The 12,114-nt window shown below is 70.1% G+C and carries 11 protein-coding genes; 2 read left to right on the top strand and 9 right to left on the bottom strand.

The window, feature by feature from the left end; all coding sequences use genetic code 11:
- Positions 1–77 precede the first annotated feature (77 nt).
- The gene (locus MFF40_RS23095; RefSeq protein WP_147853868.1) at positions 78–794 is read right to left on the bottom strand and encodes a protein phosphatase CheZ; all 717 of its coding nucleotides are present in this window, start codon (positions 792–794) and stop codon (positions 78–80) included.
- A gap of 290 nt (positions 795–1,084) precedes the next feature.
- On the opposite strand from MFF40_RS23095, the gene MFF40_RS23100 reads away from it, so the two are divergent.
- Positions 1,085–1,879: a L,D-transpeptidase gene (locus tag MFF40_RS23100; protein ID WP_147853867.1), complete on the top strand. Its 795-nt coding sequence runs from the start codon at positions 1,085–1,087 to the stop codon at positions 1,877–1,879.
- A gap of 367 nt (positions 1,880–2,246) precedes the next feature.
- Here MFF40_RS23100 and MFF40_RS28985 read toward each other — a convergent pair whose 3' ends face one another.
- The 8 genes from MFF40_RS28985 to MFF40_RS23135 form a co-directional block, all read right to left on the bottom strand.
- On the bottom strand, positions 2,247–2,474 hold the full coding sequence (locus MFF40_RS28985; protein WP_368858854.1) for a transposase: 228 nt from the start codon (positions 2,472–2,474) through the stop codon (positions 2,247–2,249).
- 202 nt (positions 2,475–2,676) lie between these two features.
- Entirely contained in the window at positions 2,677–3,840 is a 1,164-nt protein-coding gene (locus MFF40_RS23105; protein WP_238262384.1) for a M20 aminoacylase family protein, read from the bottom strand.
- A 99-nt stretch (positions 3,841–3,939) separates the two neighbouring features.
- Positions 3,940–5,301, bottom strand: coding sequence for a DUF3100 domain-containing protein (locus MFF40_RS23110; protein WP_147853865.1), 1,362 nt, complete (start codon positions 5,299–5,301; stop codon positions 3,940–3,942).
- A gap of 151 nt (positions 5,302–5,452) precedes the next feature.
- The gene (locus MFF40_RS23115) at positions 5,453–6,991 is read right to left on the bottom strand and encodes an aldehyde dehydrogenase family protein (RefSeq protein ID WP_147853864.1); all 1,539 of its coding nucleotides are present in this window, start codon (positions 6,989–6,991) and stop codon (positions 5,453–5,455) included.
- Positions 6,991–7,875, bottom strand: coding sequence for an NAD(P)-dependent oxidoreductase (locus tag MFF40_RS23120; protein WP_147853863.1), 885 nt, complete (start codon positions 7,873–7,875; stop codon positions 6,991–6,993). The genes MFF40_RS23115 and MFF40_RS23120 overlap by 1 nt, the downstream gene beginning before the upstream one ends.
- Before the next feature lie 93 nt (positions 7,876–7,968).
- The gene (locus MFF40_RS23125; RefSeq protein ID WP_147853862.1) at positions 7,969–8,877 is read right to left on the bottom strand and encodes a LysR family transcriptional regulator; all 909 of its coding nucleotides are present in this window, start codon (positions 8,875–8,877) and stop codon (positions 7,969–7,971) included.
- A 121-nt stretch (positions 8,878–8,998) separates the two neighbouring features.
- A complete protein-coding gene (alr, locus tag MFF40_RS23130; protein WP_187278075.1) occupies positions 8,999–10,165 on the bottom strand; it encodes an alanine racemase in 1,167 nt (388 codons plus the stop codon).
- 17 nt (positions 10,166–10,182) lie between these two features.
- On the bottom strand, positions 10,183–11,439 hold the full coding sequence (locus MFF40_RS23135; protein WP_147853486.1) for a D-amino acid dehydrogenase: 1,257 nt from the start codon (positions 11,437–11,439) through the stop codon (positions 10,183–10,185).
- Positions 11,440–11,667: 228 nt separating this feature from the next.
- Between MFF40_RS23135 and MFF40_RS23140 the strand changes: the two genes are divergently transcribed.
- Positions 11,668–12,108: an Lrp/AsnC family transcriptional regulator gene (locus MFF40_RS23140; protein WP_147853487.1), complete on the top strand. Its 441-nt coding sequence runs from the start codon at positions 11,668–11,670 to the stop codon at positions 12,106–12,108.
- Positions 12,109–12,114: the final 6 nt, after the last annotated feature.

Consider the following 12,114-nt stretch of genomic DNA (forward strand, 5'->3'; position numbering starts at 1 on the left):
GCAGATCTAAGCGTTCCCGGCGCCGAGCGGCACCGGGTCGGCCGACAAAATTGCCGGGCCGAGCCTGCGCGGCCGTCTCAGTCGAACAGCGAGTCGATGTCGTTCTGGTCGACGTGCCCCGGATCGTCGTCGAGCTTCGGCCCGTTGAGCAGGCTGCTCTCGTCGTCCAGCGCGGTCGAGACCGGCATGACGGTGATGAGGTCGCGGAAGCTGTCGAGCTGCGTCCAGGCGGCGATCAGTCGATCGAGGTGCTCCTCGATGAACTTCATCACGCCGACGATCTTGTTGATCCGTTGGCCTGTCAGATCCTGGAAGTTGCAGGCCTCGTAGGCCGAGATCACCCGCTCCTGGATGATGTCGACGTGCTGCTTCATGCCCGGCGGCAAGTTCGCCGTGTAGAGCATGCCGGCATTCGACTCGATCTCCTCGACCGCGTTGAGCAGCTGCGTCGTGGCGCGCTCGGTCGATTCGACCACCGCGTCGAGCTCGTCCGCCGCCCGGCGCATGCCTTTGCCGCTGTTCTCCGACCGGTGGAGCGTCGCCAGCTCGGACTTGGTCCGGGTGATCGCCTCCTTCATCAGGTCGAGTTCGGAGCGCATCGCCAAGGCGTCGTGCAGCTCGCGGCGGCACGTCTCGATCGTCTCGTCGGCGCTCATCTGGGTGATGCGCCGCAGATCCATGATCGCGCTGAGGATCTCGTCCAGCCGGTCGTTCGAGACGCCTGGATCGGGAGCGATGGGTAAAACCGCGGGGAGCCCGAGGCTGTCTTCGATGCGATAGCGCTTCTGGGTCATCGTCGGGGCGTGAGCCTTCAGGATCGGTCGTTCGAACTGTCTACCACAATCGGTTAGCGGACTGTGACTGCCAAGCTTGCCGGCCGGCGATTCCTGTCCGGCGCGCCCGTTTAACCTATCGGAGGTTGTGAGCCGCTGCGATTTACTAGCGATTCACGCTAATCTCGCGCGGCCGGGGAGGGCGCCGGGCCGGCCGGCCGATTCACCATGTTGATTCACCGGAACGCGCGGATGCGGGTGGATCACTGCGCGAATCGGGGCTGTCAGCCCTCCTGCAGGAAGCATCGACGATGCGTGGTTCGGTCCGTCTGGCTCTGTGTGCGGTCCTGGCGACCGTGACGCTGTCCGCCCCGGTTTCCGCGCAGCCGTCGCGCTACGCCGAAGGCGGCGGCTATGGCGGCGGCTATGGCGGCGGACTGATCGAGTACCTCATGACCGGGCAGGCCGGGGGAGGGACCCGGAGCCGTCCGCAGCGCGACGCGGTTCCCCAGCGTGTCGCGGCCTATTCGGGCGAGCTGCTGCCCGCCGAACCCGAGCCCCTTCAGGACATGTCGCGGCAGGTTCTGCCGCCGCAGGCCTACGGTGCACCGCAAGCCTACGGCGCGTCGCAGGGGGATCCGGGCCGCATCGCCCGGGAGGTCGGCCCGGAATACCGCCGCCAGGAGGTCGCCTTCGCGGGGCCGCAGCGGCCCGGGACGATCGTGATCGACACCTCCGCCCGGCACCTCTACCTCGTCCAGCCCGGGCAGCGGGCGCTGCGCTACGGGATCGGCGTGGGTCGCCCGGGCTTCGCCTGGAGCGGCCTCAAGACCGTCAGCCGCAAGGCCGAGTGGCCGGACTGGACGCCGCCGGCCGAGATGCTCGCCCGCCGCCCCGACCTGCCGCGGCACATGGCGGGCGGCCCCGAGAACCCGCTGGGCGCGCGGGCGCTCTATCTCGGCTCCTCGCTCTACCGCATCCACGGCACCAACGAGCCGGGCACCATCGGCCAATCGGTCTCCTCGGGCTGCATCCGGATGATGAACGAGGATGTCGTGGATCTCTACGATCGTGTTCCGGTGGGCACCCGGGTCGAGGTTCTGTAGCCCGCGTGTCCGCCGGCGCGGGAATCCTGTCGGCGCGGGCGCACCAGGTTTGTCGGGTCTGTAAAAAGCTTCGAGAAACGGGAACGTGACTGTTCAAGAGGCCACTGAAGCTTCGAGTTTTTCGGCCCTCCAGGCCGACGATACGCTGACTTCGGACCTGCGCCGACGAAAGGGGGCAGGCGAAGCGCGATCCTCGCAGGGGTGCGCGGCGGTGCCTTCTTGGCCACGGTGAGGAACAGGCCTGCAGCCTGAACCATGCCTCAGAGCCGCATGCTTGATGCTCGACGTGAACCGTCTGGGAGCCGGTCTGCGTCGGAGATCGCGGGCGCTGGGTATCCCCGATCGCCGGCCGCGGCGTAGAATGACGTCAGCGATCGCGCGGCTGGCGGTGGGCCGATGCCTGCATCAGGACTTCGAACAGCCTCCGCTCGATCCAGCGCCGAAACCTGCCGGAGACCGTGCGCCTCGGCAGAAAGCCCGCTGGCAGCATTCGCCAGGCGCGACCCACCCCGCAAGTGCCGAGTAATCCAGGCAGCCTCCGGCGCGCTGGCTTTACCGCCGGACTACCCGCCAGACGAACTTCGTGTTTGCCCACGAGACAGATGGGGACGGCCGGCGGAGGATCTCACACGGGCTCTGCGATGGTTGGCTTTCTGTCTGTCTGCTTTCCATCGGTCGAACCAGAGACGCGGACGCGTGCTTGGGGCCCGACATCGACAGCTCCACCCATCCCAAGCCTGCGACGCCGCTCGGCACCTTCGCAGACGCGGGCGTCGATCCCTGAAGCACCGGCGATCTTACGCACGGGCCGCTTCGAGGACGCCGGTCGCCAGGGCCACCCAATAGGCGGCCCCGATGGGCAGGGCGTCGTCGTTGAAGTCGTATCCAGGATTGTGAAGCGGCCGGCCGGGCTCGGCGCCGTCGGTGCCGAGCCAGACGTAGGCGCCGGGGCAGGCCTGCAGCATGTAGGCGAAGTCCTCCGAGGCCATCGACGGCGCGACGTCACCATGCCGCGCCGGTATGGCCGGGACCCGGGACGCGGCGGCGAGCGCGAGTGGGACGGCGTCCGGGGCGTTGACCGTCGCGGGATATCCGGTGTGGTAATCGACCTCGGCGGCGCCGCCATGCGTGCGGGCGGTGCCCGTGGCGATCTCCGTGATGAGCGCCGCGACCGTCCCGCGCACGCTCTCGGAGAGGCAGCGGACGGTCCCCCGGATCGTGGCGAGGTCCGGGATCACGTTCCAGGCGTCGCCGCCGTGGATCTGGGTGATGCTCACCACCGCGGGATCGAGCGGAGCGATCCGGCGGCTGACGATGGTCTGCAGGGCCAGAACCGTCTCGGAGGCGATCACCAGCGTGTCGATGCCCCGCTCCGGCATGGCGGCGTGCGTCCCCGAGCCCCTGACGCGGATCTCGAACGTGTCGAGGGAGGCCATGATCGGGCCCGGGGTGGTGGCGAAGGCTCCGAGCGGTAATCCTGGCCAGTTATGCAGGCCCCAGACCGTGTCGCAGGGGAACATCCGGAACAGGCCGTCCTCGATCATCGCCCGGCCGCCGCCCTCGCATTCCTCGGCCGGTTGGAAGATGACCCGGACCGTGCCGCGCAGGTCTTCCACGCGGGCGAGCTGGCTGGCGGCGCCGAGCAGCATCGCGACATGCCCGTCATGCCCGCAGGCATGCATCACACCCGGATTTGTGGAGGCGTAGGGCAGGCCGGTCGCCTCGTGGATGGGCAGGGCGTCCATGTCGGCGCGCAGGCCGATGGCCGGGCCTTCCCCCCGTCGCAGCGTCCCGACGACGCCCGTCCGGCCCAGGCCCCGATGGACCTCGAAGCCGGAGGCGGCGAGTTCGCGTGCGACGAGATCCGCGGTGCGGACCTCCGCGAAGGCGAGCTCCGGGTGGGCGTGCAGGTCGCGCCGCCAGGCGAGCATGCGATCGAGGATGTCCGCGTCTATGCTCATGCCGTTCGCTCCCTGGCCGTCACAGGTCCAAGTCCGGCCATCCCTGCGCGTCGGTCGATCCGCCACCGAGCCCGGCCCGGCGGCGGATCGAACCATGTCTCACGTCACCGGCACATGCATCCAGAACTGCGCGATCAGGGTCGCGCCCAGGAACGTACCGGCATTCGCCATGAACGAAACCACGACGATGCGCCAACCCAATTGCCGGAAGGCGGGGATGTCCTTGGCTATGGACAGGCCGGCGAACGTCAGGATTGGGGTGGCCAGGGCGAGGAAGTTGATCTTGCCGGTCAGCGCGGCGATCTCGGCCGCGTACGGCATCGCCGGATAGGTCAGCGCCATGCCGATCAGGGAGACCCAGATCACCGCGGGAAGCTTCCGCGCCGAGAGCACGTAGAGGCCCCAGCCGAGGATCACGACCCCGATGATGATCGCCATCCCGCCCACGACGGCGGCGTCGGGGATCACGCCGTAGGTCAGATAGTTGCCGATGAGCCCGTAGGCGCCGATCAGCAGCCACGCCACCAGCATCTCGGCGAACCCGATCGTCGTTTCCTCATGCGCCGGGGTCACGGCGACGGCCGAGGGCTCCCGGACCGTGTTGGGGCGGTTGCGTCCGAGGATCGGTTCGAGCTTGCCGTAGGCCCAGATCGTGAAGGGCAGCGACAGGAATAGCGTGAAGTAGGTTCCGATGGTCGTGGTAATCAGGTTGCTCGCCGCCGCGAAGGTGGCGACATCCTTGGCCACCTCGGGGGTCTGCTGCGCCGCGATGGCCCCCGACGCGGCGGCCATCATGCTGCCGGATCCGACGCCGGCCCCCATGGCGAGCGCGAGGGGATTGAAGATGTTCAGGCTGGCGATGAGGCCGGCCAGGACGGCGATGAAGACCGCCCCGAACACTGTCCCGGTGAGGTATTCCGCGAGCACGCCGCGCCCCTCGGGGGAATCCATCCCGTAGCGCTCGCCGATGATGGCCAGGCTCGGCTCCCGGCCGACCGAGAAGGTCGCGCCGATGGCCTCCCGCTTGATGCCGAGGAGGAGGGCGATCGGAAGGCCGAACACCATGGTGCCAAAGAAGTGGCCGAACTCCTGGAACACGAGCGACCATCCCGACGCGAAGATCTTCGGCAGCGAGCCGCCGACCAGCAGGCCGAGCTTCGCGATGAAGACGAGGAGGGCCGGCTGCAGGAAGGCGGCCGCGGCCGATTGCGTCGAGGATCGCAGGCGCAGGAAGGCCGGGAGCCGGGGGCTCGCCAGACCGAGGGTTCCGCCGAGCAGGAGGGCCCAGAGCAGGGGCAGCAGGACGATCTTTCCGGTCCCGACGGGGATGTTGATGTTGCCGATGGCCTCGGCGATGACGACGATGACCAGGGCGATCAGGAACAGGCGGACGCGGCTCGGTCTCTCGGCCGGGGCGGACCCGACTGGGATCGGCCCTCGATGGATTGCTTCCTGTGCCATGGCTGTTGTCCTCCCTGCGATCGGTCGCGGCGCTTCTGGTTCTGATTGTTGTTTTTGCGCCGCCATCGGCTCCCGCGGACCTCGTGAGGGGCCCGCGGGGCGACGAAAGCGTCTGTCTGGCGGCAGCGCGTATGGGCGGCCGCTGTCCGGCTCAGCCCACGTAGCCGAAGGCGACGCCGGGTTGGGCTGCGGTCTCGACCCACACGCTCTTGGTCTGGGTGTAGGCCATCAGCGCCTCGCGCCCCGAGGACCTGCCGAAGCCGGAGCGGCCGAACCCGCCGAAGGGCGAGGCGACGTTGATCGTCTTGTAGCCGTTGACCCAGAACGTCCCGGCCCGGACGGCGGCGGCGACGCGGTGGGCGCGGCCGACATCGTTCGTCCAGACCGCGCCGGCGAGGCCGTACGGCGTGGCGTTGGCGATCTCGACCGCCTCGTCCTCGGTCTCGAACGGCAGGACGGTCAGGACCGGGCCGAACACCTCGTCCTGGGCGATCGCCGCATCGGGCGTCACGCCGTCGACCACCGTCGGACCGAAGTAGAAGCCGCCGGTGTCCCGCAGGTTGGCCGGACAGGCACCGCCCGCGGCGACGCGGGCGCCGGCATCCGCAGCCTGGCTCACCATCGCGGCGATCTTGTCAAGTTGTCGGCGGTTGTTGATCGGGCCGATCTGCGTCGTCGGATCGGTGGGCGCGCCCACCGGGATGCGGCCCGCGGCGTGGGACAGCCGCGCCACGAAATCCGCGTGCACCGACCGGTGGACGAGGAGGCGCGAGCCGGCGACGCAGCTCTGCCCGGCACCGCCGAAGATCGCCGCCTGCGCGCCCAACAGGGCACGGTCGAGGTCGGCATCCGCGAACACGATGTTGGCCGACTTGCCGCCGAGCTCGAGCACGCTCGGCACGATGTTGCGCGCCGCCGCGGCCGCGATCTGCGCCCCGGCCTCGGCCGAGCCGACGAACACCACGAGCCGCGTGTCGGCATGGGCGACGGCCGCCGCCCCGGTGGTCGGGCCGGCGCCAGCCAGCACCGAGACCAGGCCGCGCGGGATCCCCTCGGCCCGGTCGCACAGCATCCCGAGCGCCAGGGAGGTCAGCGGCGTCAGCTCGGAGGGCTTCAGCACCACCGCGTTGCCGGCGCAGATGGCCGGGGCGATCTGCCAGCCGGCGGTGAAGATCGGGGCGTTCCACGGCGTGATCTGCACCACGGTGCCGAACGGTTCGGCGCGGGTGTAGTTCAGGTGCGAGGTCGGGACCGGGATGACCTCGCCGTGCAGCTTGTCGCACCAGCCGGCGTAATATTCGAACATCTCCGCGACCTTGCCGACCTCACCGCGCGTGTCGCGGATCGGCTTGCCGGCCGACAGGGTCTCCAGCTCGGCCAACGCGTCGGCGTTCTGACGGATCAGGGCGGCCACCGCCCACATCGCCCGGCCGCGGGCCGCCGCCGTCATGCCCCACCAGGTCCGCTGGGCGGGCCGGGCCGCCGCCATGGCGGCGTCCACGACGGACGCGCCGGCATCCGCGAAGCTCGCCACCACCCGGCCGTCCGCCGGGTTCACGAGGTCGAGGGTTTCACCCGTTCCCACGAGGATCTCGCCGGACACGACGCTGCCGATGCGGCCGCCCAGGGAAAGGGCGGACAGGAGTTCCGAGATGCGCTGCGCCGCATCGCCTTGCACGCTGGTCGACATCAGTTCGCTCCGTTCGTGTTGCGGTAATCGGCCATGCGGGTGAAGTCCGCGGCGTCCGGGATGGCGTCGCGGGTGGTCGCCCAGATCTGCGCGACATGGGCGGACAGCGGCAGGTCGGCGCCGCTCTCGGCGGCCAGCTCCATGGCGAGGCGCACGTCCTTGCGCATCAGCCCCGCGGCAAAGCCGCTGTCGAAGGTGTTCGACAGGATCCAGCGGGGAAACATCACCTCGCTGATCGCGCTGCGCCCCGTGGCGGTGTTGACGACCTTGATCGCCTCCTCGGCCGACAGGCCGGCCGCCTCGGACAGGCGCATCGCCTCGCCCGTGGTCACGAGGTGGGCGGCGACGAGGAGGTTGTTCACGAGCTTGACGATGTTGCCGGCGCCGGACGGCCCGACATGCGGGGCGCGGGCCGACATCGCCGACAGCACCGGCTCGGCCAGGGCGTAGTCGGCCTCCGAGCCGCCGACCATCATCGTCAACGTGCCTTCGGCGGCCCCCGAGGGGCCTCCGCTCACCGGCGCGTCGAGCAGGGCATGGCCGGCCTGTTCGAGGCGGGCCGCAAGCCGCCGGGTGGTGCCGGGATCCGAGGTGGAGGTATCGACGACGACGACCTTCCGGTCGGTCCGGGAGAGCAAGCCGCCCTCCGCCGTGACCACGGCCTCGACATCGCGGGCCAGGGGCAGCGAGAAGACCAGGGCGTCCGCGCGACGCAGGACGTCGGCCAGGTCCGGGACGAACGAGACGCCGGCCGCCTCGACGGCGGCCCGCCGGGCGTCGCTGATGTCGTAGCCGATGACCTTGAAGCCCTTGCGAGCCAAGGTCGCCGCCATCCCGAGCCCCATATTGCCGAGCCCGACGACACCCACCGTCTCAATATTCATTTCGATACCTCCCGTTTAGGAGATGGTATCGATCGCCGATACGGTTGCTACAAGAACTGCTTTTCGAACAAGTCGTTCTTGTTAAGGCAACACTCAGCGTTGCGGCTGGAAGGCGACGAGGTGTTCGGTGAGCCAGCCCAGCAGCCGGCCCATCGCTTCCGGCAGCCGCCGTCCCGAGCGCACGACGAGGTGTGCGCTCGCCTCGGACAGGACCGGGTCGAGCAGGGGGATCACGGTGACCGCGTTGGTCTGCAACTCGGCCGCGACGGCGAAACGCGGCAGGAACGCGACGCCCAATCCCGCCGTCACGAAGCGCCTGTGCATCTCGAAGGACGCGGTCTCCAGCCGTGCGACGAGCCGGAAGCCGCCATCGGCCTCGACGCGTCCCAGCAACTGGCGCACGCCGTGATCGGAGGGAAGCAGGACGACCGGCTCGGAGGCGAAGGTGCGCAGGCCCTTGGGGGTCGAGGAACCGGCGAGGGGATGATCCTTCGGGAGAACCGCCAGCAGCGGCTGCCGCGCCGACACGACGCCGCGCACGTCCGGATGGGCGGGCGGGTTGTAGGCGAGACCGATATCCGTATCGCCCTGTGCGACCGCCGACAGCACGCTGTCCGTGGTCCCAAGGGAGACCTGAAACGAGATTCCGGGATAGGCCGTGACGAAGTTGGCCAGGCCGTTATCGAGCAGGTCGACCAGGAAGCCTGCGCCGCAGGTCAGCCGGATCGTCCCCTGCTGGACGCCGCGCAGCCGTTTGAGGCTGTCCTGGAGGAGCGCGGCCTCGTCGGCCTGGCGCTGGGCGTGCTGGGCGACGATGCGACCGGCCTCCGTCGGCACGACGCCGCGCGGTAGGCGTTCCAGGAGGTTCTCGCCGCACTCGGCCTCCATCTCGCTGATGTGGCGGCTGACCGCGGAGGCGGCGACGTTGAGCGCTTCCGCGGCGCCCCGCACGGAGCCGGTCCGCACGACGGCCAGGAAGTATCGCAGCGCTCGATCGTTCATCGCCGGGTAAGCGTGCGCTCTGGCCCCCCGCATATCAAGGCGCGAGCGCGCATCGACGGGCCCGAACCACGCCGTCTGCCCATCGACCTTCGCCCGTCCGGCGCGACCGGTCGCCCGTCGCTCACGCCGGACCGCCTTCGGCGTCCGCCCCGTGGATGTACCGGCGCTCGTACCGATCGCCCAGACCGGTCAGCACCTCGTAGCCGATGGTGCCCGCATCGGCCGCGACCGCATCCAGGGAGCGGTGCGGCCCGATGATCTCGACCATGTCGTCCTCGGCCAGCGCCCCGGCCGGAAGCGCGGAGGCATCCACCACGATGCTGTCCATCGACACCCGGCCGAGGATGGGCAGCGCGGCGCCGCCCGCCCAGGCCGCGCCGCGCCCGCTGGCGCTCCTCAGGAACCCGTCCGCATAGCCGACCGCCACGGTCGCGAGGCGCGACGCAACCGCCGTCCGTGCGGTGTAGCCGTATCCGACCGCCGTCCCGGCCGGCACGTCGCGTACCTGCAGGACGCGGGCCTCCAGCTTGACCACGGGCTGCAGCGGGTTGGGACGCCCCGCAGCCGGCGCCACCCCGAACAGGGCCGCACCCGGCCGCGCGACATCGTAATGGTAATCCGCCCCCAGGAAGATGCCGGAGGACGCGGCGAGGCTGGCGCGCATGGGCGGCAGCCGGCGCCGCGCATCCTCGAAGCGGGACCGTTGCGTCGGGTTCGCATCGCTGTCGGGGGCGTCCGCGCAGGCCAGGTGGCTCATGATGAGCCGCCACGCCACGGCATCGTGCTCGCCCGCCCGATCCGCGACGGCCGCGACCTCGGCGGGAGACAGGCCGAAGCGGCTCATGCCGGAATCGACCTGCAACAGCCCCGGCAACCGGCATGCCCGCGTCCGGGCCAGCGCGGCCCAGCGCGCGAGCTGGCCCGGCGTATTGAGGACCGGCACCAGCCCGTGCTCCAGGCACTCGGCTTCGGCCCCGCGCGGGGCTCCGTGCAGGATCCGCACGGCGGCCCCCCGGGGAACGTACCGCCGGAGCGCGATCCCTTCGTCGAGATGGGCCACGAAGAAGGTTCGGCAGCCGGCCGCGGACAGGATGGGAGCGACGCGGGCGGCGCCCAGGCCATACGCGTCCGCCTTCAACACCGCGGCGCATTCCGCCGTCCCGAGGCGGCGTGACAGGAGCCGGTAATTGGCCGCGATGGCGTCGAGGTCGACTGTCAGCATCGCCCCCGCGTGCGGACGCCCGCCATCGTCGAACGCCTGCACCCTATCGTCCTCCCGATCCCTCATGCGCGCGTCCACGGGCCTCATGCCGCGTAACGGCCGACGGCGAGGTCTTCGTGGGCGATGTCGGGCGCCCGGCCGGACATCAGGTCCGCGAGGAGCCGGCCCGACCCGCAGGCCATGGTCCAGCCGAGGGTGCCGTGGCCCGTATTCGTATACAGGTTGTCGTAGCGGGTCGCCCCGACGATGGGCGTCCCGTCCGGCGTCATCGGGCGCAGGCCCGTCCAGAACGTCGCCCGGCTGAGGTCGCCCCCGGCCGGAAACAGGTCGTGGACGCACCGCTCCAGGGTCGCGCGACGGGGCGGACGCAAGGCCTGGCTGAAGCCGGCGAGTTCGGCGGTGCCGCCGACCCGTATGCGGTCGCCGAGCCGGGTCAGGCCGACCTTGAACGTCTCGTCCATCACGGTGGAGACCGGAGCCGCCTCCGGATCCGTCACGGGCAGGGTCAGGGAGTAGCCCTTGACCGGGTAGACCGGCAGGTTCAGCCCGAGCGGACGCAGGAGCGCCGGGGTGAAGCTGCCCATCGCCGCCACGTAGGCGTCGGCGCGCAGCACCTCGGACCCGCAGGCGACGCCGGTCACGCGACCGCCCGAGGTTTGGAGCCCCGTCACGGTGACGTTGTAGCGGAACGTCACGCCGAGCCCCTCGCAGATGGCGGCGAGTCTCTGGGTGAACAGGTGGGCATCCCCGGTCTCGTCACCGGTGAGACGCAGGCCGCCCGCGATCTTGTCCTTCACCCGGTCGAGCGCCGGCTCGGCGGCGACGCAGCCCGCCGGGTCCAGCACCTGGTAGGCGACGCCGTAGGCGTCCAGGACCTTCGTGTCGTCGCCCACGTGATCGAGCTGCTTGCGCGTGCGGAACAGCTGCAGCGTGCCGCGTTCGCGATGGTCGTAGGCGATGCCGGTCTCGTCGCGCAGGTCGCGCAGGACGTCGCGGCTGTATTCCGCGAGCCGCACCATCCGCCCCTTGTTGCGGGTGTAGGCCTCCACCGTGCAGTTCGCCAGCATGCGGGCGAGCCAGCCGTAGAGACGGGGCTCGACGGACGGCCACAGGACCAGGGGGCGGTGGCGCATCATCAGCCACTTCATCGCCTTGACCGGAATGCCCGGAGCGGCCCAGGGGGCGGAATATCCGGGGGAGACCTGGCCGGCATTGGCGAAGCTGGTCTCCAGGCCGGACGCGGGCTGCCGGTCGATCACCGTGACCTCATGGCCGGCCTTCGCCAGATAATAGGCGGCGGACACGCCGACCACGCCGCTTCCCAGGACCAAGACCCGCATGTTCGCTCTCCTCGGCACCGAACATCCGCATTCGGCGCTCATCCGCCGCCCGGGACTCTGCGATCGCGGAGTCCTCGGCAGGGTCTGCGGGAAACGCGTCGCCCGGTCGCCGGCCGAGGTGTATCGAACATCGAAACCCGCGCACGATGCTGCGAACGTGTTGCAGTTTCTGCGAAGCGGATGCCATGAAACGATAGGAACTGCCACGGAACGACAGGTCGTTGCGCGATGCCACAGGATGAGATCGACACCGCCATCATCCACGCCCTGCGCGCGGATGCCCGGATGCCCAATGCGGCCCTGGCCAAGCGCGTCGGCCTGTCCGCTTCCGCCTGCCTGCGCAGGCTGCGGATGCTGGAGCGGGACGGGACGATCCGGGGTTACACCGTGCTGCTCGACGCATCGGCCGCATCGGGCCTGGTGGTGATGACCCAGATCGAGCTCGAGCGGCAGACGGAGGATTACCTGAACCGGTTCGAGGCCGCCGTCCGCCGCTGCCCGGACATCCAGGACTGCTACCTCATGACGGGCAGCTCGGATTACCTGCTGAAAATCCGGGTGGCCGATGCCGGGGAGTACGAGCGGCTTCACCGATCCGTGCTGTCGAAGCTGCCCGGCGTATCCCGGATCCAGTCCAGCTTCACGATCCGGAGCGTCGTCGGCCGCTGACCTGCG

It is taken from the genome of Methylobacterium mesophilicum, assembly GCF_022179445.1.
GTDB classification, from domain to species: Bacteria; Pseudomonadota; Alphaproteobacteria; order Rhizobiales; family Beijerinckiaceae; genus Methylobacterium; species Methylobacterium mesophilicum.